Raw genomic sequence first — 19,863 nt, 5'->3', positions numbered from 1 at the left:
AGGAGTCGCTATGCGTTTCACTCTAGGACGTGCCGTACACTTTTATTACGTAACGGTGTTGGTTGCTATTACCGCTCTTTTTGCATACGGGGTAAAGCACTATTGGGACACCGGTCTTCTGAACATTGATTACGTCAGTAATCTTTACGATGGAACAAGTAAAGTTAAAGCAGTTAAAGAAAGAAACGATGTTGAAGAACTTAAGAAGTTCGTCGACGGCGATCGCATTAAAGATGCCAACAAAGTTTTTTCTCGTCTTGAAACAGACATCAAAGACCTGAAGTCGATTAAATCAACAGATGATAAAAGCAATTTTGATGAAAACCTAAGACAAGTGAAATCATCTCTTGTGGCCTTCCAATCAGCACCAGAATTAACAACAATCCTTACAAATTTAAACTCAAAAGTTTCTAACTTTGAAAATTTCGTGACAGAAAAGAAGTGGCCAACACTGACAAGAATGTCGATCAATCTTCGCATGAGATTGACTCCAAGCCGCTTGATGAATGGTGGGCTTTATAATTTTGACCGCACTCAAAATCTTGCTCAGTCAGTAAACAACGACCTTGAGGCCATGACAAATTTCACTGAAGCTTCAGGGCTTCCTGTAGATATCAAAGCTGCGATCGTTAACAGAATTAAAACGCTTAAAAACGAAGCCGCTAATCTTGATTCTTACGTAGAGTCTCATACGAAGTTTAACCGTCTTTATAAAGAGTTCTCAACTTCATATGTGGCCTGGTTTAAAATGGTAGAGCCGGAAATCGCACTGAAAAAAATCCAGTTTGAAAAAAGCTCTCAGACAGTTTTCTATTCGTTGATCGCTGTGTTTGCAGGTCTTGTGGCCTCAGTTGTTCTAGGTTTTGCAATCTATAACTTCTCAGCAAAACACGCTTCAGGAAAAACTGAAAAATTAGTGATCGACACTATTAAAGACGGACTTCTTCCAGTTGAGTCTAAGCAAATTGCCGAGTTCTCACCTGAGTTTAATTTAGAGTTTGATAAATATAGAGACTACGCTCATAAGAGAATGGCCTTCGGTTCAATCTTTCAGGAAGCGGTTCCATTTGCCACAATTCTTCTGGATTCAAACTTGAACATGGTGTGGGGGAACTCGCACTTTTATGAAGAATGGCAATTACAAAACTTTAAAGAAGATGAAGATTCACTGACATGGGACTTCTTACAGCGCTTCACTAATCTTGAAGACAATAGTTCAATCTTAAGCGCCCTGAGAATGAGCACACCTGGAAAATACAAGATCCAGGTTAAATCAAACACAATGGCCAAAGCGATGCCGTATGAAATGCACGTTTCACCGGTAGAGTACTCAAGCCAAAAGCGTATTATGGTGATCTTCTACCCAATGGTTGAAGCTCAACAAAACCTTGAGGCTCAGAAATCAGCGATAACTGCTCCGATTATGAAAGCGCTTGAACTTCAGATTGAAGAGAAAATGACGACTGAAGCAAGAAATGAACTAAGAGTGGCCGCTGAAAAGGCCGGTGTCTCAGAACTGTATTCAAAACTTAACCAATATATTGAAAAAGCAGAATCAATCCACGATGAACTAAATCGTGAGATCGAAGCTTTGGAAACATTAACTGCAGAGCATAGAAACACAGCTGGTGAGATGAGAAAATCTCTGGTGGCTTCATTTGAAACACAAAGAGCTTCTATGGATCGTTACGGCCAGTTTAAAACGGCAGTTGCGACAGTGATTGATTCAAGAGACCAGCTAGAAGAGCAATTTAAATATGCGATGAACTCTTCTCGTGAACTTTTTAAGGATCAAAACCGCATCTTCTCAGTGGCTGAAAAAGCAGAGAAGAATGTTGATGACTATATCAAGAGCTTAAAAACAATTACAACACTTAAGAGCGAATTTAAAGATCTTAAAGTGAGTGTAGATGATTTTAAAGGGCGCATTGTTCAGGTTCTTGACCAACTTCTGATTTTCCAAAGCCATGAAAACGACACTCAGAGAGTGGATCAGTTCTTAGGAAAAATCAAAATCGAAATGAAAGGATTTGAAAAAGTTCTTCAAAGTTTCGGTGAAGTTGTCACTCAGCTAGATGTAACAGTTACTAAAGTAGATATGATGGTTGAATCGAGAGAGAAAGTAGACCTGGATGGCATCCGCTACAGAATGGAATCGATTAAAAACAACCTGGAAAATGTTCAGTTCTCAGCTTCTAAGATCGCTCAAGCATCTCACTCTAAAGATGATGAAATGATCAATACGCTAAAGATCCTTATCTCGAATATGAAATCAGAAATGAAGCGTATTAACGATATGTGCAGAATGGCGGGGATGAGTTCAGAGCATTTGGAAGTGATAACGAATAATAGAGAGACAACGGTTTAAAATAGAAGGCCCCTCGAAGAGGGGCCTTTTTATTTTTAAGAACAATTTAGCATAATAAACGGATCATCTGCCCCATACCATTTCCCTTCAAAACACTTAGAGCTCTCTCCCTCGCAATTTCCAAACGTTTTATTGAGGTACTTGCTGTAGCAACCTTTTTCCGATTGGGCGTGGACCTTTTTTTCAATAGTCGCTCCAGCGCATTGTTTTCCTGGATTTGAGATTTGATTAATCAATTTCCCCAGGTCATCGGCCATTTGCACTGGTGCTTGGGCAATCGTTTTACTCTTAATGACAACATCATTGTTGGCCAGCGATGCAGTGGCCATCATTTCTTTTGGTGAAATAAAATCGACTCCTAGGCATTGCCCTAAATCTGCAATCAAAGGAATGGCCCTGGTATTCACTTCTTTTATGTCGTGAAACAGGCTTATTTTGGTTTTAACAGAAGGTGAGCACATATTTTTAAGATTGTTTACAACATAGGTTTTAAACACACTTTCATTTGGCATCGTAAAAGGAAGACTTGAATCATTTGAGTCGTGGTTCCAGCCCACATGAGAAAAGCCGTATTCACCAATTTGCTGTAGTGCTGGGCTCATGCGGCGGTATTCTTTTAACTTCTCAGCGTAGGTATCTCCAGAAAAGACCATCTTCTTGGTTCTTTCCATTTCTTCAATTTCCTTTTGAGAAGGCATTGCGCCTCTTCCGTAAGGAAACCTAAAAAGCCTATATTCTTGCTTAGAGAACTGACCGTTAGTTGCACTATCAAGAAGCTGCATACTTTTTTTGATCTGCTCTTGTCTTTGAGAGTTTGTGTAGCCAGGCTCTTGTGAGGTGGTGATACGCATGTCGTAGGCATTGTGTTCGTGCCCGTGGCTGGCCACAGTGTGACCTGTTGCTAGCTCACGCGCCAAAATGGCCTGCTTTTCTTTTAACCCTGGGGTGCCAAGGTTGAGATTCGTTGTTGTGATAAAAAATGTGGCCTTAATATTGCGCTTATTTAATTCATCTAAAATAATCCCACTCGTTTTTTCGTTAGGGCCATCGTCAAAACTAAGATGAGTTTTGATGCCTTCACAGCTGACGTTTTGATTTTTTAAATCACTCAGTAATTCTTTAAAGAGCGGGTCACTATTTAAAGATTTGCATGTGTTGGCGTGAGCAGAGTGAAGAGTTAAAGAAGAGAGAAGAAAAAGGAGAATTGATGTGTGCATAGTACTACTGAGGGTAAGAGTCATATGCCCAATAGTTTAACATGAAAGTGAGGTTAGGTTACAGATAGCAAATATCTCACAATTAAGTGATGTCTAAATGATTTTTGTATTGATAGTTTAAATAAACAACATACTATTTATGAATAATCTTCTTGGAATTGAGATAAAATTAGGTGAATTAATAATGGAAAGAGTTCGAAGCGCTAAGAAATATTTTATTTTAGTATTCATATGTTTATCACCACTAATTTTTGGCTATTTCAAAATCTCTAAAATGTTTGAATCACCCTTTTTGATGACAATACTCACTGTAGTACTTTCTTCAGTTTTCCTTTTTGTTATGGATCATTATTCATCACTTGGTTTGTGGATCGGGCATAACGGAATAAAGTGGAATCAGGGAGAGCAAACGATTCTTATAACTTGGAATGAAGTAGATGCCCAAATAGAAAAGAAATTCAGATTCTTTAGAGGGTATAAAGTATTTTTAAATGAAAAAATAGGCCAGTATTCGTTTGATTTTATTACGGAGAAGAGTTTTATCTTATTAGTTAAAAAATATGCTCCTAAAAATCATAATATTCATAAAATAATTCAAAGTTATGAAAATGATTTTCTTTAGGAGCTGATTATTTAAAACTTCTCAACTTTCTGCTTGTCATAAAACAAATCATTATACTGATCAATCTTCACATCAGAATAAGTCATGGTCTTTTCCTTCTGCCCACACCATGAAATCTTAAGCTCTTCAATGATTTCATTTTTCCCAAGCCCGATATGCACTCTTGGGTCGTGCTGAGCAGAGAAGCCATTAACCAGTGTTGTTTCAAAGTAAAGTTTTGTTCTTTTCTTTGGTTCTTTAGTTTCACTAATCGTTAAGTAAATCTTCGTTCCAATCGCCATGCGGTTACATTCAGGATTAACTGATTCAAGTCTTAATCCTAACCAGTGATTCTTCTGATCTTTATCCGGGATGTTCTTAAACACCAGCGGGTCACGATAAAGAGAGGAAGCGATCAAATCCATATGCCCATCATTATCAAAATCGGCCGTCGCCATTCCACGCCAGTTTCCAACTTGATTCATCCCGATAAACTCGGCTGCATCCATGAATTGTGGCATTTTATTCATTCCACGGTTTACATAAAGACGATTTTTTTCTTTGCCGTGAATACAAGTCCCGCGGATATCACCCCAATTGTTGATATAGCGGTGAATATCTGGAGAAGAGCGGGCGATCTTTTCGTTGATGTACCAGTAGTCAGGACATTTCTCGAATTTTTTATCGTACATGTCATCAACCATTCCGTTGGCCTGAGGAAGATCTAGCCATCCGTCGTTGTTGAAGTCTGCAGCGTTTGCTCCCCATCCAAAGCGGTTTTCGTTAAGAGCGCCAGCATAAGTTGCCTGGTCTTTGATCTCTGGATAAAAAGGATCTTTTCCAGGGTAGAAGTAGAATAGTAAATTCCCTTCGGCCTGAAGTTGGTGGTGAACATTGGAGATTTGGATATCGGTCATTCCATTATTATCGAAATCACCAATCGTCGCATTCATTCCTTTGTAAGTATCTTTTCCGATTGTTCCAAAATAAGAGCCGCGGTAACTTTCAAAAGTTTTTCCTCCACGATTATAGTAGAAATCATCGGCTCCAAAGTCATTGGCAGCATAAATATCGATGAATCCATCCTGATTAAAGTCAGCAGTTCCAATGGCCATCGTCCATTTGGTTTCAGGCATACCGATTGCTTTAGAGTCTAGTTGAGAAAAAGTCTTATTATCATTTTGTGTGAAGATGTAATTAACTGTTCCATTTTCAGAACGGTGCCAGCTCTCGTGCATAAAATTGAACGGGCGTTTATCTCCTTCGTATTCTGCCTTTGGCAGCTCAAAGAAATCCAGACGAGTTGGTGTTTTATAATCAGGAAGGTGAGTGGCAATGGTATTTCCAATAATCACATCGAGTTTTCCATCGTTGTTCATATCAAAGAAATTAGCTGTGGCCGAGTTAGAGTAAATATTTAAACCAATCTCATCAGTCACATTCTTAAAAGAGACTTTACCACTTTCTTTAAGCATGTTTTTAAACATTCTCGATGTCCCTTCGCGTCCGAAAGCGTAAGTGATATAAAGATCCAGGTCTCCGTCGTTGTCGAAGTCTACAAACATGGCGTTTGACGGAATACCAAATCGCTTGATGTCTGAAGCGTAGAAACTTAGCTCTTCAGAAGGGAAGCGCTCAAAATGAAAGTCGCCTTTATTTTTAAAGAAAGCGTTTCTATCAGCAGGTGATTTGTGACCGCTAGTAAAGAAGACATCTACTAATCCGTCATTGTCGAAATCTCCGACAGCTACACCATCAGTAATTCCCAGAATCCATTTTCCCATATGCTGAACGCGAGGATCGACCAGGTCGAGAACTTCTCCTTTAGAGAAATGCATTCCTGTTTTTTCTGGTCCTTGAAGTTCAAAAACAAAACCAACATCTGGCTTGTTAAGCGTGTCTCTTAAAACGTATTGGTAAGTGAAGTATCCACTAAAACCAAGGGCGAGGATTGTGAAAAATCGTTTGTAGTATCCGCTTTCATAAAAGCGGGACACAAAATATTTTCCGAATCCAACTGTGCGGGCCTCTTTAAAGTGAAACCATGTTAAGCGAATACTCCCCAGAGTAAAAGCAGCATAGAAGAACGTATGGTAACTTGAGAACAAGTGAAAGAGTAAATCGAGGATGGCCAGGGAAGACCCAACGATAATTTGTTGGTTTCTATCCGAAGGGCTGGTCATCGGGTCAGTGATCATAAAAAAAGTGAAAAGGAAAAAAGAAGGAGAAGTGATCGTTCCAAAAAAGAGCGTGTTAAATGGCAGGTAATGGCGGATCAAGATCGAGCGCAGGATAATCTGCAGAGTAAAAACAAAAAGGAATGATCCGACTAACCATCCGCGGTTAATTTTTGGCATAAAAAAGAGCAGGGCCGACATAACAATGACAATCGCCATTGCACCCACGCCGTTCCATTGGTAGGCCGGAGAAGAAGAGATAAACTCGCTGGCCATTAAAAGTGAGAGAGCAACCCCCATCATCGCCGGGTTAAAAGTATGTCTTCCGCGGAAGTTGAAAAAGAACTTCGATGAAATGGCAAAGAAGATCGGAACTAGCGGGTAGAGCATACTGTGGCCATAGTTGACCAGGATACATAGACCCAAACTTGTAGTCAGTGCACTTAGTGGGAAATAGAACTTGTTATTGAAAAGGACATCGTAAAAGATATGTAAAAGAATCCCCACGCAGATTGTGAGCAGGACTTGCATCCAGCTGCGGTTGAACCCCAAGACTGTCATCCCTAAAACGTTATAAACAAAGAGGATGAACGTTACAGTGTAGCGAGCGTCAATTTTAAAGTAAATTGTCTTAAACCTTTCTGTTAGTGCTGTCATGGTAAAATTACATCAAAAAGGCGTCTGTTTGTAAAACTTTGTTTACTTAGCTTCCCTCTATTACTTACAATAGTTAAATGAAAAAAAAGCTCATAGCAAAAACGATTAAGGTTCAGTCGCTTAGGGAGTCTCAAATTGATGAGATGTTTAAGCTGTTTGAAATTTTCTATGAGAACGTTTCTTTCCTGCGCTTTAAGAGCGATCTATTTGCTAAAACAAAGGTCATTATTCTTCTTGATACCGAAAAAAGGATTCAAGGATTCTCAACTTTTTATGACTTTGATTTCCCTCACCATCAAAAGAATTACCGCATCCTTTTTAGTGGGGATACGATCATCGCTCCCACTTACTGGGGGACATCGGCCTTAACGATGGAATTCCTAAAAAACATGATCTTGCTCAAGCTTAAATACCCTACGCGACCAGTCTGGTGGTTTTTAATTTCAAAAGGCTATAAGACGTACTTATTACTAGCGAACAACTTCATTCAGTACTATCCCCGCTACGACAAACAGACCCCAGTAGAACAGAGCACCCTTATTTCTGCTTTATCGGAAAAGTTCTACCCGGGTAAGTATAATGCTGGGACTGGTGTCATTGAATTTGAAGCCAATGAGCATGAACACCTAAGAGAGTCGATTGCTCCGATCACTGATGATTTATTGTCGCGTTATCCGAAAATTAAATTCTTCAATGACCATAATCCCGGATGGAAAAAAGGTGATGAGCTTGCCTGTATTGGCGAAGTCGATCCACTGCTTGGAGTTGTTCACCCTTTTAAAATCATGCGAAAACTTCTAAGACTAAAAAAATGATCCGCTCCATCAGTCACCAGTTGATTAAATGGTACTCGAAAAAAAACTATGAGCAGTTTTGTGAATCGCTTAAAAATCCTAAAAAAGCTCAGATCTCAGTTCTCTTAAATCTCACAGGGATTTCTGATTATAAAGATTTTAAAAACCATTTCCCTGTCACAACTTATGCTGACTGGAAAGAAAGCGTAGAAAAAAGAAAAGAAGAAAGGCCGCAAGAGCACTTCGTTCCGACCAGTGGATCAACTCATGCGATCAAATGGATTCCTTATACTAAAAAATTTAAAGATGAATTGTGGAAAGCTTCTGGGGCATGGATTCATGATCTCTACCTGCGTTTTCCAGATATTGCCAAGGGAACGCATTATTGGTCTCTTTCATGGATACCAGAGGATTTAAGAAAAGAGCACAGTTCAAATGACCTGGACTTTTTTGGTGGGCTTGAAAAATATTTGCTAGAGCAGACCATGACTGTCGATGAAAGTGTCGCCACACTTCCGACACTTAAAGAGTCAATGCGTGAAAACGCAGTGTCGCTCATCGAAAAAGATGTCACTTTAATTTCTGTGTGGAGTCCGACATTTCTATTGGAGCTTTTAGATTTAGTTATTGCCGATAAAGTTTTTTTTGCAGATCGAATCCTGGATTTTAGAAAAAAAGAGGCATTAAAATATGCCGATAAAGTCTCACCTGAACTTTGTAAAATTCTCTTTCCTAAATTAGCACTTATTAGTGCCTGGGCCACATCGAGCTCAGAGTACTACGCTCAAAAAGTAAAAAATCTTTTTCCCCATGTTCCTTTTGAAGCCAAAGGTTTATGGGCCACAGAAGGTGTGGTGACCATTCCTTTTCAAGGGAAATTTCCTCTGGCGGTGAATTCGCATTTTTATGAATTTGAAGATGTTGAAACAAAAGAAATTCATCCCGGATGGGCCTTAAAAAAGGGAATGAAGGTGACACCACTTTTAACGACGGGCTCACTTTTTTTCCGTTATCGTTTAAATGACCTGCTTTTAGTCAGCGATTTTTTTGATCAAACTCCCTGTCTGACTTTTCTTGGAAGAATTGGAGAGACGGACCTGGTCGGTGAGAAAATCTCAAGTGACCTGGCCCAAAAATTACTCTCAAATATTACCAATAAGTATGAAATCAGCCCTCTTTCTCTTTTAGCTGTGGAAGGTCATAAACCTCACTATAGACTATTGGTGGACGGTGTAGGTAAACTTGAAAGACTTGATGAAATCAGTGACTTCCTGGAAAAAGAACTCCTGGGGCATTTCCATTATAAACTGGCCCGTGAATTGGGGCAGCTTGGGCATGTGCAGGTTGAAATGAAAGAAGATGCTTATCAATCTTACGTTGAGTATAGAGAAAAGATGATTGCCTTAAAGGGCAACATTAAAGTCGAACCCCTTGTCAGGACTAGAGATGACTGAGACGCTGAAAACACTTGCTGAACGCGACGGTGAATTAATTCATCACTGGTATATTGCGTGTCTTTCAAGTGAGCTCACAGACAAACCTTTTGAAACTGTTATCTACGACACAAAAATCGTTTTATTTCGCGATGAAAATAAAAAGGCCGTTTGTCTTTTGAATAAATGCCTTCACCGCCATGCTGAGCTTGGAAAAGGAGAAGTCGTTAAGGGCGAGCTTCACTGTCCTTACCACGGATGGACTTACAACAACCAAGGATTGGTGACGAGTGTTCCTTCTGAAGGAGACACTCAAGTTAAAGGAAAGCGCTGCCAAAAATCTTATCCAGTGATTGAGCAGGATGGAGTGATTTGGGTTTTCTTTGGAGACAGTGAGAAAGCAAAGACTCTTAAGCCTTGGGTTTTTCCAAACGCTCAGGATTCAAGCTGGAGCCATTATTTTATGGTCACAGACTTTAACAATGAAGTGACGAACCTGGTGGAAAATTTTATGGACGTTCCGCACACGGTTTATGTGCACAAGGGATGGTTCAGGAATAAAGGTCTTAAAAAAGTTCCCATTTCAGTTGAAACAAAAGACGGTGGAGTGCTCGTCACTTACCATCAAAAAGACGACAACATCGGTGTTTTAATTAGACCTCTTTTAAATCCTAAAAATGATCCAATGGAGCACACTGATCATTTTATTTTTCCCAATACAACACGAGTTGATTACTCATTTGGATCAAACTACAAATATATCATCAACTCTTCATGCACACCTGTTGGAAGCATGAAGACCCGCGTTTATACCTATATCGCTTATAAAATCCCGGTGATCGGCAAGTTTATTAAGCCTTTTATTCATTACTACACCAGACAAGTGATTGAGCAAGATGTGTGGATTATGGATGTTCAGGGAAGAAACTTAAACCCGAGTGAAAACTGGAATTTTCAGTCGACTCCAGCAGATGAGCCTCATTTACAAATTGAACGCTTAAGAAGCTTGGGACGCGCAGGAGACCCGCGCGTCTATACAACAGAAAAGAAAAGCGAAGCCACTATTTGGATTTAGTCTTAGATTTGCCATCACTAATGGCCGTGAGCCCATTGAGAACCCAGAGATCTCCAATAAACATTAAAATGATTCCTATAATCATTAAAAGCGCCAGCGTTCTTGGCGTTTGGAAATAAGAAAAGAAAAGAGTGCTTGAAAGAAGTAGCATGAGGAAAAAATTCTCTGTGCTGGCCTCTCCAACTTCTTCAACCGATTCGCTGAGAGAGTCTTTTTGCAGCAGTAAAAACTGAATAGCATTATCACCGGCAAGACCAATGAGAACTGATAAGGCCACGCACGTGACGACGTTGATCTTAAACTGGAAGATAATAACCAGAATAAGAAGCATAAACGATGCCCAAAGGGTCGATAGAAGGACGGGCAGAGTGTGTTTTCTGCTGATCGTGAAAACCAGCCAGCTGATTAACACGATAATAGAGAAGAAACCAGAGATCGCACTGTCATAGAGAGTTTGCAGGATTCCTACTGCATAATCTTTGGAAACAATGATTTCAGATTTAATAGAGCATTTGTCGCCACAGATATTTTGAATGCGTGAAACAACCACTGGAACGTCTTTAGTATCATAAGACTTGATATAAGCAATGATTCTCTTTGAATCACGAGCGATAAAGAGTTTTCCTAAGTCGGTGCGCTTAAAGTCCTCAAAGATGAGTTTTTGTAAAAACTCGGGGAAGAGAACCACTTCTTTTTTAATATCCATTTCAGAAAACACACCTGCGACGGCGGGATCTTTTTTGATAGCGTCTACGTAAGAGGAAATATCTTCATCCATGTTTTTAAAGACGATACTCAACTCGCCTTCGCTTTGGCGGGTTTCAAGCAGATGCTCTCTAAACTTAGACACCTGATGGGTTTTGGTAAACATATCATAAGGGCTATAGCTGAGGTTGGCCTTATCGTACATGAAAACGATAACCAGCGGAATCAAGGCGATAATAATAGCAATGGCCTTCGGTGGTGTGTAGGTGATGAGTTTTACCGGTACAATGCGCTTTGGTTTCGGGTGAGCATCAATGCGCTTTTTAATCTTGGGAAACATGTTTACAAAAACAGGAATGATTAAGAACATGGCCGCCCATTCAAACATCGCTCCCAATGCAGTCCAAATAGCGAAATGAACAATACTTGGGTTGCTTGAAACAGCAAGAGAGCCAAAACCAATGGCCGTCGTCAGCGATGTTAAGAAGCTTGGAAGTAAGAGTTTTTTTGCAGCGAGATTAAAGGGAGTTTTTTGTTTAAAAACAAGGAAGCTAAAAAGAATATAGTCTTCGATCGAAGAGACAGTGATCATTAAAAAGATACATGAAGAAAGTGGGTCAATCATGTGACCGAAGTAGGCCATGCCGGCCTTGATCATAGAGTTTGTTATCAGGATAACGGCCAAAAGAGCGAAGGCCCCCATAAAAGAGCGGTAGAAAAGATAATACCCGCTAAAAAGCAGAACGCTCGCCATAATGTTGATGACGTTAGAGTATTCAATTCCTGAAAGTACCGATGACTGAAAGAAAAGAGTTCCACCGGGAATGATTTCAAAAGGAAGAGCTTTTCTTGCGCTTTCAATAATGCGATCGAGAGCTTTGTAATCATAGATTCCATGCCTGAATTCTTTTTGGGCAGGATTAATTTCAAAGTGAATGACAAAATCAGTGAGCTCAGGAGTACTGAACATAGTTAAGAGTGGATGTTTTTTTAAGGTCACATAATCCACTTTGCCTTCACAAGGTGACTCGATAATTTGCGGATAGAAGAGAAGGCCATTAGAGTATTCAGGGACGCGCAGGTTAAAGAGGCTGTTGAATCCTCCGATGTCTGCATTGGTGTTAACTTCTTTTCTTAGCCAATTTTGAATTTGGCAGAGATCCTGATTGTTAAAAGGAGTTTTTTTATTAACGATGAGAGTGAGTTTGTCTTCAAAAGAGTATTCCTCCTTTAACTCCCTCATGGCCTGATAAGATGGCAGTTTTTGGTCGCTAAAGTCCTCTGTTCGTACGGCAATTTTTGTCTTGGTACCCAAAGCAATAGAGAAAATAATGAAGGCAAAAAGGATAACAGACACCAGCTTTTTGTACCTGAGGAACGCGCAATGAGTCCTATATAGGTAATAATGCAAGAGGCGCAATAACTTATAACGCCATAAGGCTTTGTTTAGCTGATTGTTTTGCTCAGTCATTCCAAGATTGTCTATTTAAAATAATATACATTTACGTTATGATATTTACTGATTTTCATAGAGGAGGCGGTCAATGTCTATACGTATTTTAGTTTTAGCCCTGAGCATGTGTCAGGCCACATCACTTTTTGCCAAAACAAACAGTGACATCGTAAAAAACTCACCTTTTGCACCTGAGAAATTTACTTTCCAGGCATGGAGTGAGGAAGATGCGGCAGTAAAAATGAAATCATCTGAAAAGAAGAGAAAACCAGCGAACTCTTCAATGGTTGATGATTCGATGATGTCAAAAGAATTAAAAGCGATTCAGACCCGTCTTCATGGAATTAAAACTTCTGAAGCGATGGAAGCATTTTTAGATGAACTAGATAAGAACTATGAGTCTTATCCAACAGACGTAAAATTCTACATCACTCAAGTGATGCCAACAAAAGCTTTTAGAGGATTCTTCTATCGTCTAAAGCCATTGTTTGATGGAAAATCAAACTTTGTTCACTCTCAAATTTTAACGACAGCAAAATCAATGGCCACAAGAGTGAAAGTGTTTCTTCCATACGAACACGCTCAAGCTGGTTATGAATATGTTTCTTCTCCATTCCTTGATACAAAAGGGGAAATGGTTGCAGGATTTAAAGAAGAAGCAGACGTTCAACTATGGATTGTTAACGAACTTCTTCCACTAGTTAATACAGCAGCACAAAGACTTGAAAAACTAAGCCTGGTGGAGCCAATTGTTTGGGACCAGAAAATGGTTTTTGGTTCTCAGTCATTTGCAGATGGAATCAACCGTTTCAAATTAATTGGTGAATTCGAAAAGAACCTGGCGCTTTCAGCAAGCTACAGTGCCATTACTGCAATGGCGACAATGAGAGCTTACAGTGTTCAAAACACAGTAGCTCTATATAAAGAAATCGGATTCCTTTACGGTTTTGATGGGTTTGGTCTATTCAACAGAATCGATGGTGTTTCTGCAGAAAAGATCTCAAAAGTGATGAGAAAACCTGCTTTTGCTTCAACTGGTACATTAATGCCAGACGGAGCGAAGTGGATGGACTACGCTTACAAAGCAAGCCAGAAATCACTTAAGCGTCTAAGCATGGCGTGGGAGCTTTCATCAAGTGAGAGAAAAGATGAAAACCTATACGCTTTCAACACAAACTATATCAGTGTTAACCGCGATGAGATCGAAGAGAACCTTCGCATTCTTAACCGCGTAGTAATGTCTAAAGAAACAGAAACTCTAAGATCTGCAGTAACGGGAGAAGTGGTTCAGTTTAATTACTCGAAGCTATTCACAAACCCACCAAAAGATTTAAAAGTTTTCCTGCCGACTCAATTCGATAAAAACTCAAAAGCGACTCGCGAAGTGACTCTGGCAAACGGAACTAAAAAGACTCTGACTTACAGAAACTATCTGGAAGGAAGTGCAACTGGATGGGATGTAAAACAATACGAAGCGTATTTCCCATCAATCAAGGCGAACGATGATGTTTACCGTACAGTGAGAGTGTTAAATCACATCCAGGGTAACTGGCTAGCAATCAGATAATGAATAACAAAAAGGCCCGGGAAACCGGGCCTTTTTTATTTGTGCTGTTTTTTATTTCTCTTGATGAATCCCACCGAACAAATCCTGTCTCCAGGTGAGCTTGACCGGGTTGAGATACTTCTCTTGGTACTGCTTTGAATTATCCAGGTACCATTGCCTCAGCTTTGGCAGGTTGTGAAGCCCGACATGAGGGTGGATGTGGTGTAAGCAGTGATAGCCAATATTGTGTGGCCCTACAAAGAACCTTTCAAAGAAATTCATATGGTGATCAAAAGTCGACTCAATCATGGTGTAAACTGAGCGGTCTTGAACAATATTGTATTCGTGTTCAATCAAAAGGCGGTAGATACAAAACACACCACCAGCTGGAATCACCAGGTAATAGCAGTATATTAAGAATTCAAAACGAGTCAGGGTTAGGTAATAAAGAACGCAATGAAAGGCCATGATCGGAAGGTCTTCATAGATGCAGGTTAAGATTTCTCTGTCCTTAGAAAGATCTTTGCCTGAAACATCCTGCAAAAAAATGCGTCCATAAGGATTGCGAAGTCTTGGGAAGATAAGAGCGAATGGCGCAAAAAAAGTTCTAGCAATCCAGAAAGGAACAAAAAATAATCCCTTTTTCATTGTCAGCCAAAAACGGACGACACCGATACATTTTTTGTTAATGTTGTAATAAGGGTCGTTGTCTTTAAGTGTGTCGCGGTGGTGGCGGATGTGGTGGTAGGCCATGGCATTGGCACTTTTTCCGATAATGTAACCCGAGAAAATTTCCAGGATTCTCATATGGATTGTTTTTTTGTGCAAATTCATATGGCAGACGTCGTGAAGAATCACGCCAAAAGCATGTAGGCGTCCGGCAATAATGATCGCCCAAATGGGGTACAAATAGGCACTGGTATTATACATTAGATAACAAGCGGCAATAACGACGATCCAGTCGCAGATCAAATCCAAATAAAGCCTTGAAATGCTGGGACCCAAAAGAAGTTCACTGGGAACGTCCTGGCGCTTGAATGATTGAAGCGTTCTTTCCATTTATAAAGCATACAGAATTTTCTCGATTTCTGATACTATATTCAAAGATTCGGCATCTCTTACCAAGGGTGTTTTTTGCTTTCACAACATAAAGTATTGGTGGTCACTGGAGGCTTTCTTTCGGGAAAAGAGGGAAGCTTTTTTGAAGTCTTAAAAAGACAGATTCTCCAGTGGCAATTCTCGAAGTTTTCATGGCTTGAGGCCATGGTGAAAGTGACTTCTGTTGAGCCGATTGTTTATGTGCAAAGCTCGGTTAAAAAAACCAAAGACCAAAGAGTCCTGGATTTTTTTAAGTTCAATGATTTAAATTCGACACCGGAACTTACTGAGACATTGATTGCCACTCTTTTAAAAGAAGAGTCGATGGACTTTGAAGTCGCTTCGGTGAATGATCTTTTTTCCAATAAAAAACTTCGCGAAAGACTTTTAAAAGAGTGCGATTGCGTTTTTATTTCAACAACACTCCTGCGCGATTTAAGTGAGATGTTTCCGATTCTCAACTTGCTCAAGACTTCAAAAAATCACTTGGTGGTTGGTGGACCTCTAACTCAGCTTTTAAAAGAAAATATCAAATACATGGACAATGTTGACGTGGTTGCCATCGGCCATGGAGAGTACCTGGTTCCCACATTATGTGAGTGGATTAGAACTGACTTTAAAGAATTAAAGCCCCATCCCACTGCCAGCGGAAGTAAAATAGAGAATCTCAACAACATTCAGGTTCTCTACAGCGGACACCCTGAATCAAGCAATCTGGATATGTTTCCTGCTGCAGACTGGAAGCTTGCTGAAACTTATCATCAAAAAAAGTTTCCGGTGATTCACTATGAAAGTGTGCGTGGATGTCCGTATAGATGTTCGTTTTGCAATTACCCCTTTCTCTTTAATGAAAATAGTTTCCGTTATCGTTCAGCTCAAAAAATTGCCAATGATTGGGAAACTTACGAAAAGAGTATGGGGCCAAAGATTATCAATTGCCTTGATTCTCTTTTTACCATGCCTCGAAAAAGACTCTTTGAGCTTTGTGAAGAAATAGAAAAGCGCGGTTTAAAAAGCCGTTGGGTTTGTTATGCCAGAGCTGAAGATTTAGCGGATGAAGAAGTTTGTAAGGCGATGAAAGCGGCCAACATTCTTCAAGTGCAGATTGGTCTTGAGTCGGGGAGCCCTCAGATTTTAGACAATATGAAAAAGCACTGTACTCTGGAAGAAAATATTAAAGCGGTAGAGAACTGCCGCAAGTATGGCATCACTTCTGTTGTGTCTTTAATTGTTGGTTTTCCGGGAGAAACAGAAAGCACGATTGAAGAGACTTACGAGTTGATCAAAAAAACAAAACCAGACTTTTTCTTTGTGGCAACCTTTAGTACCCGTGCTGCCGGAGTTCCGATTCTTTCAGTAGAAAACAGAAAGAAATTCGGTATCTGGATTGATGAAAATGTTTTTTCTGTTTCGCCTTATTGGGAGCACGCCACGATGAGTGCCAGCGAAGTTGGAAAGAACGTAAGAAAGCTTCAATTGAGACTCATGAGAGAAAAACATTCACTTAATGCTTTTGCTTTCTATTCAGGAATGCTGGGGTATAAACCAGAAAACCGCGAAGCTCTTTTAGATTTTCAGGCAACCTCAGTAGAGCGTTTTCAAACGCTTCCAAAGTTCTTTAAATTGGCCGTGAGTTTTATTGAAAAGAGAATCCAAAGAGATATCAATAAGCTTAAAGTCACCACAACTGCGACTCAAGATAAACAACTTGCTTAGTTTGTGAAATTTTCTCTTTCAATCAGGTTGTCGAGTTCAGCGTCGATAGGAGCAGGTTCATTTTGATCCAGCTTCACTAAGCCTTTCCACATTTTAAGATAGATTGCCAGGAATGCTGGTTTCTCTACATTTGGGTCCACAAATTTTGGCAGGTGAATCCATGGAACGTTCGGATGCTGGTGGTGAGCAAGGTGATCGTGGTAATTTAAAAAGAAAGCTTTGGTGATCGGGTGAACTTTTAAGTTCCAGGCCCCGTTTCTAATGTCGCGCACACTGTAAGCGTGGTCAGCGTATTGAAGAGCAGACCAGGTAAAGCCAAAAGCAAAGTAACACATGAAGTATGTCGCCAGGTCTAAACCTAGTAAAAAGAACAATCCAAATTGAACCGCAAGTGTGAAGAGTACTTCCATTCTCATGCGAGTGATTTCTCTGCTTGAAAGGTTTTCAAAACTGCGAAGCATACTCGCTCCACCCATTCTTCCCACTTCATAGTTGTCTTTACCTGAAAAACGAGAAGAAAGTAGACTATTTGGGTTTACTAATAACCACATTGAACCAATAAAAGGAACCGCCCAGTAAACTCCAGTCAATACACCGTAGAGGGTGATATTTTTAACCAGCTTGTTGTCGCGGTCGTCATACATTTCAAAAAGTTCGTATTGAGTACGGTTATTGCGGTGGTGGTTTAAGTGACATCTTTTCTGGAAAGAGTAAGCCGTCGGGAACATGGCCGCCGTAATATTTCCAAAGATGTAATTGATTTTACGATTGTAGTGAAAGTTTGAGTGAACTGCTTCGTGCAACAGAGAGAAAGTCGTATTTCCGGTATAAGCAAAAAGCATCACGCAAGCGATCTTAAGCCACCAGTTATCCGTGTGGGCACAGGTATAAAGCAGGAACATCAATAGTGCAATTGAGCCAACAGCTAAAAAAATATTCAAATTCGCTGGAATGGAAATATTTTTGTTATTGTACATTAACGTCTTTTTCATGGAATTATTCTCACATTTAAGAGGGGGCAACGTCAACCGAGGAAAAGTTCGCTCTCTAGCATTTCCCTCGTAAAAAGATCGCCACTTTTGTCACTTTTTGAGTAAGATTAAAGCATGAAAAAACTGCTAAAAATCACCTTGTTTGGTGCCCTCATCCTATTGGTTGGCCTGATGCTCAAGGGTCCGACTCAGGATCGCAAGTCCGATGCGTATTTTGCCTGGAGGTCCCAGCACGAACATGAGCTGGCGATTAATCGCCTTCACCAGGAAGCGATTCTTAGTCCTCATTTTAAGTTCGATCACCTGGAGCTAGTTGAAGTAGCCCCGGGGAAAAAATACTTTAGCCTTTGGGGACACATGATGCTGCGTTTTGCAGGATCAGGAGGAGCTGACCCTGATCAGGATTTAGTTCTTAGTTTTCTTGCAGACTTTAATGATTTCCCGGTTGATGACTGGAAAGCTTCAACTGGTGGTTACGTTGTTATGCCAAAAATTGGAACAGTGGCCCAGTATAAAACAGAATACACTCAAGGAGAGGGAAGAACGATTTTCTTTCACCCAATCCATGCCACTGAAGAAAAAGAACAACTGCTTTTAACGACACTGAGAAGCTGGATTAAAGACCCTACACTTCCTGGTGGATATTCATTTTTTTATAATAATTGTGTGAGTCTTATGACTAAACTTTTAGTGGAAGCGAAACTCTTACCAAGAATGGGCCTTTATGGTTATTGGCCAAAATATGTTCCAAGACAATACGCTCAAGAAGGATTGATTGATTATGAGTAGAGATAGAATTGCGACGATGCCTGACCTTGAAAGATTTAAAGTCATCTGCCTTTATGTGACTCTTTCAACCATTGCTTTTGCTGTTATCTATGGATGGTGTAATCAACAGGCCGCACTTAATCCGGTCAGATACTCAATGTACACTCAATGGGAATTATCTATTCCTTTAATCCCGTGGATGATCTACCCCTATATTTCTTTAAATCTTCTTTTTGTGGTGGCCGCTTTTGTTTTAAAAGACATTTCATCAGTTAAAGGATTTTGTATTTCATTAATTGTCGGTGCGATTGTCGCTGGTTTTGTTTTCTATTTTTTCCCGGGGCAATTGGGGTTTGTTCGCGAAACAGTCCCAGGTTATGAGCAATATTTTGATTTTATGTTTTCCATTGATCACCCACACAACTTGTTTCCAAGCTTGCATGTCACATACTCAACTCTGGCGATTTTCGCGATGATCGAGCAGACGACGAATAAAATCTTTCATGCTTTTATGTGGGTATGGCTGGTTTTGATTTCAGCTTCTGTGGTTTTTGTTCACCAGCACCATCTTTTTGATATTGTGACAGGATTTATCCTGGCGCTGGTGATTTACAAATTAGTCTACGAAAAAATTCACAACACTAAGAGAGCATAAACCGCCTGACAAATCAGGTGGGCCATGACTCCGCAAACAACAGTTAGTGTAAGCCTGTTGATGAAAATCCATTTCGGGTCATCTGAAGCAAAGTAGATATTATCTTTTTCTTCCGCTTCACTGCGTGCCTTTAAAAATAAATAAGCAAAAGTAATTTCAGCAACAGTTGCTAGCGTTGTTACAAAGATAAAGGCCAGTGCCATATTGCTCATCGGAGTAAGGTTCGCGAAACTTCCACGGTTGATATAGTACAACGTCACTAGTCCAATAATGTGGAAAAGGTCATGGCTAATTCCGTATCGTGGAGTCCAGTTAAACCATTTGTAAATCATGACTAGTTCCAGAGGTCCACGCGCCCACCAGCTTAGAAGGTGAAAAGCGATAACATATTTAATTGGGACGATAACATCTGGGTTAAAGATGAAAAGAAAGGGCAGAAAAAACCATGTCGTTACGGTGTAAGCAAGCCAGAATGCTTTGGGGGTCGAAATGGGTCCACCTGTCATGGCATTCGGACCATTTTGCTTTTTCTTGTAAAGATAGGCACATGCACTCACGAGAAGTGGCCATATGACCAGCAGGACTTTTGTTAACATAAAAACCTCTTG

The 19,863-nt window shown here is 40.1% G+C and carries 15 protein-coding genes; 9 read left to right on the top strand and 6 right to left on the bottom strand.

Annotated features, from left to right (window positions below; translation table 11 throughout):
* The first annotated feature begins 10 nt into the window (after positions 1 to 10).
* Positions 11 to 2,368 (top strand): hypothetical protein, encoded by a 2,358-nt coding sequence (locus AC6JA8_RS15560; protein ID WP_497974628.1) that lies wholly within the window; start codon positions 11 to 13, stop codon positions 2,366 to 2,368.
* Between the two features lie 35 nt (positions 2,369 to 2,403).
* On the opposite strand, the gene AC6JA8_RS15555 is transcribed toward AC6JA8_RS15560, so the two are convergent.
* Complete coding sequence (locus tag AC6JA8_RS15555; RefSeq protein ID WP_497974627.1) at positions 2,404 to 3,609, bottom strand: polysaccharide deacetylase family protein; 1,206 nt, start codon at positions 3,607 to 3,609, stop codon at positions 2,404 to 2,406.
* A gap of 115 nt (positions 3,610 to 3,724) precedes the next feature.
* Here AC6JA8_RS15555 and AC6JA8_RS15550 point away from each other — a divergent pair, with 115 nt between their 5' ends.
* Positions 3,725 to 4,207, top strand: coding sequence for a hypothetical protein (locus AC6JA8_RS15550; protein ID WP_497974626.1), 483 nt, complete (start codon positions 3,725 to 3,727; stop codon positions 4,205 to 4,207).
* Between the two features lie 11 nt (positions 4,208 to 4,218).
* Here AC6JA8_RS15550 and AC6JA8_RS15545 read toward each other — a convergent pair whose 3' ends face one another.
* Positions 4,219 to 7,020 carry an FG-GAP-like repeat-containing protein gene (locus tag AC6JA8_RS15545; RefSeq protein ID WP_497974625.1) on the bottom strand — a complete coding sequence of 934 codons (2,802 nt, stop codon included), beginning with the start codon at positions 7,018 to 7,020 and terminating at the stop codon, positions 4,219 to 4,221.
* A 77-nt stretch (positions 7,021 to 7,097) separates the two neighbouring features.
* Here AC6JA8_RS15545 and AC6JA8_RS15540 point away from each other — a divergent pair, with 77 nt between their 5' ends.
* Genes AC6JA8_RS15540 through AC6JA8_RS15530 form a run of 3 tightly spaced genes read left to right on the top strand, consistent with a single transcriptional unit; the run spans position 7,098 to position 10,322 of the window.
* Positions 7,098 to 7,835 carry a hypothetical protein gene (locus AC6JA8_RS15540; RefSeq protein WP_497974624.1) on the top strand — a complete coding sequence of 246 codons (738 nt, stop codon included), beginning with the start codon at positions 7,098 to 7,100 and terminating at the stop codon, positions 7,833 to 7,835.
* On the top strand, positions 7,832 to 9,268 hold the full coding sequence (locus tag AC6JA8_RS15535) for a GH3 family acyl-acid amido synthetase (RefSeq protein WP_497974623.1): 1,437 nt from the start codon (positions 7,832 to 7,834) through the stop codon (positions 9,266 to 9,268). The genes AC6JA8_RS15540 and AC6JA8_RS15535 overlap by 4 nt, the downstream gene beginning before the upstream one ends.
* Positions 9,261 to 10,322, top strand: a complete 1,062-nt coding sequence (locus AC6JA8_RS15530; protein WP_497974622.1) for an aromatic ring-hydroxylating dioxygenase subunit alpha — start codon at positions 9,261 to 9,263, stop codon at positions 10,320 to 10,322. The genes AC6JA8_RS15535 and AC6JA8_RS15530 overlap by 8 nt, the downstream gene beginning before the upstream one ends.
* Here AC6JA8_RS15530 and AC6JA8_RS15525 read toward each other — a convergent pair.
* A complete protein-coding gene (locus tag AC6JA8_RS15525; protein ID WP_497974621.1) occupies positions 10,309 to 12,384 on the bottom strand; it encodes an RND transporter family protein in 2,076 nt (691 codons plus the stop codon). The genes AC6JA8_RS15530 and AC6JA8_RS15525 overlap by 14 nt on opposite strands.
* 187 nt (positions 12,385 to 12,571) lie before the next feature.
* On the opposite strand from AC6JA8_RS15525, the gene AC6JA8_RS15520 reads away from it, so the two are divergent.
* A complete protein-coding gene (locus AC6JA8_RS15520; protein ID WP_497974620.1) occupies positions 12,572 to 14,047 on the top strand; it encodes a hypothetical protein in 1,476 nt (491 codons plus the stop codon).
* 51 nt (positions 14,048 to 14,098) lie between these two features.
* Here the strand turns inward: AC6JA8_RS15520 and AC6JA8_RS15515 are convergent, their stop codons facing one another.
* Positions 14,099 to 15,085, bottom strand: a complete 987-nt coding sequence (locus tag AC6JA8_RS15515) for a fatty acid desaturase family protein (RefSeq protein WP_497974619.1) — start codon at positions 15,083 to 15,085, stop codon at positions 14,099 to 14,101.
* 75 nt (positions 15,086 to 15,160) lie between these two features.
* Between AC6JA8_RS15515 and AC6JA8_RS15510 the strand changes: the two genes are divergently transcribed.
* Complete coding sequence (locus AC6JA8_RS15510) at positions 15,161 to 16,840, top strand: B12-binding domain-containing radical SAM protein (protein ID WP_497974618.1); 1,680 nt, start codon at positions 15,161 to 15,163, stop codon at positions 16,838 to 16,840.
* Here the strand turns inward: AC6JA8_RS15510 and AC6JA8_RS15505 are convergent.
* On the bottom strand, positions 16,837 to 17,832 hold the full coding sequence (locus AC6JA8_RS15505; RefSeq protein WP_497974617.1) for a fatty acid desaturase family protein: 996 nt from the start codon (positions 17,830 to 17,832) through the stop codon (positions 16,837 to 16,839). The two genes, AC6JA8_RS15510 and AC6JA8_RS15505, sit on opposite strands and share 4 nt — an antisense overlap.
* A gap of 114 nt (positions 17,833 to 17,946) precedes the next feature.
* On the opposite strand from AC6JA8_RS15505, the gene AC6JA8_RS15500 reads away from it, so the two are divergent.
* Both AC6JA8_RS15500 and AC6JA8_RS15495 read left to right on the top strand, forming a co-directional pair.
* On the top strand, positions 17,947 to 18,621 hold the full coding sequence (locus AC6JA8_RS15500; protein WP_497974616.1) for a lipoprotein N-acyltransferase Lnb domain-containing protein: 675 nt from the start codon (positions 17,947 to 17,949) through the stop codon (positions 18,619 to 18,621).
* Positions 18,614 to 19,255 (top strand): phosphatase PAP2 family protein, encoded by a 642-nt coding sequence (locus AC6JA8_RS15495; RefSeq protein ID WP_497974615.1) that lies wholly within the window; start codon positions 18,614 to 18,616, stop codon positions 19,253 to 19,255. The genes AC6JA8_RS15500 and AC6JA8_RS15495 overlap by 8 nt, the downstream gene beginning before the upstream one ends.
* Here the strand turns inward: AC6JA8_RS15495 and AC6JA8_RS15490 are convergent.
* A complete protein-coding gene (locus AC6JA8_RS15490; protein WP_497974614.1) occupies positions 19,234 to 19,851 on the bottom strand; it encodes a hypothetical protein in 618 nt (205 codons plus the stop codon). The two genes, AC6JA8_RS15495 and AC6JA8_RS15490, sit on opposite strands and share 22 nt — an antisense overlap.
* Positions 19,852 to 19,863 lie beyond the last annotated feature (12 nt).

The sequence above is a fragment of the Bacteriovorax sp. HI3 genome, assembly GCF_059738875.1.
The sequence above is the reverse complement of the archived record's forward strand: the minus strand, read 5'-3'. Positions and strand labels throughout refer to the sequence as shown.

Coding starts and splice junctions, on each gene's coding strand:
- AC6JA8_RS15505 (WP_497974617.1), bottom strand. CDS start 17,832: ATGAAAAAGACGTTAATGTACAATAACAAAAATATTTCCATTCCAGCG.
- AC6JA8_RS15530 (WP_497974622.1), top strand. CDS start 9,261: ATGACTGAGACGCTGAAAACACTTGCTGAACGCGACGGTGAATTAATT.
- AC6JA8_RS15560 (WP_497974628.1), top strand. CDS start 11: ATGCGTTTCACTCTAGGACGTGCCGTACACTTTTATTACGTAACGGTG.
- AC6JA8_RS15540 (WP_497974624.1), top strand. CDS start 7,098: ATGAAAAAAAAGCTCATAGCAAAAACGATTAAGGTTCAGTCGCTTAGG.
- AC6JA8_RS15520 (WP_497974620.1), top strand. CDS start 12,572: ATGTCTATACGTATTTTAGTTTTAGCCCTGAGCATGTGTCAGGCCACA.
- AC6JA8_RS15550 (WP_497974626.1), top strand. CDS start 3,725: ATGAATAATCTTCTTGGAATTGAGATAAAATTAGGTGAATTAATAATG.
- AC6JA8_RS15535 (WP_497974623.1), top strand. CDS start 7,832: ATGATCCGCTCCATCAGTCACCAGTTGATTAAATGGTACTCGAAAAAA.
- AC6JA8_RS15515 (WP_497974619.1), bottom strand. CDS start 15,085: ATGGAAAGAACGCTTCAATCATTCAAGCGCCAGGACGTTCCCAGTGAA.
- AC6JA8_RS15490 (WP_497974614.1), bottom strand. CDS start 19,851: ATGTTAACAAAAGTCCTGCTGGTCATATGGCCACTTCTCGTGAGTGCA.
- AC6JA8_RS15545 (WP_497974625.1), bottom strand. CDS start 7,020: ATGACAGCACTAACAGAAAGGTTTAAGACAATTTACTTTAAAATTGAC.
- AC6JA8_RS15500 (WP_497974616.1), top strand. CDS start 17,947: ATGAAAAAACTGCTAAAAATCACCTTGTTTGGTGCCCTCATCCTATTG.
- AC6JA8_RS15555 (WP_497974627.1), bottom strand. CDS start 3,609: ATGACTCTTACCCTCAGTAGTACTATGCACACATCAATTCTCCTTTTT.
- AC6JA8_RS15495 (WP_497974615.1), top strand. CDS start 18,614: ATGAGTAGAGATAGAATTGCGACGATGCCTGACCTTGAAAGATTTAAA.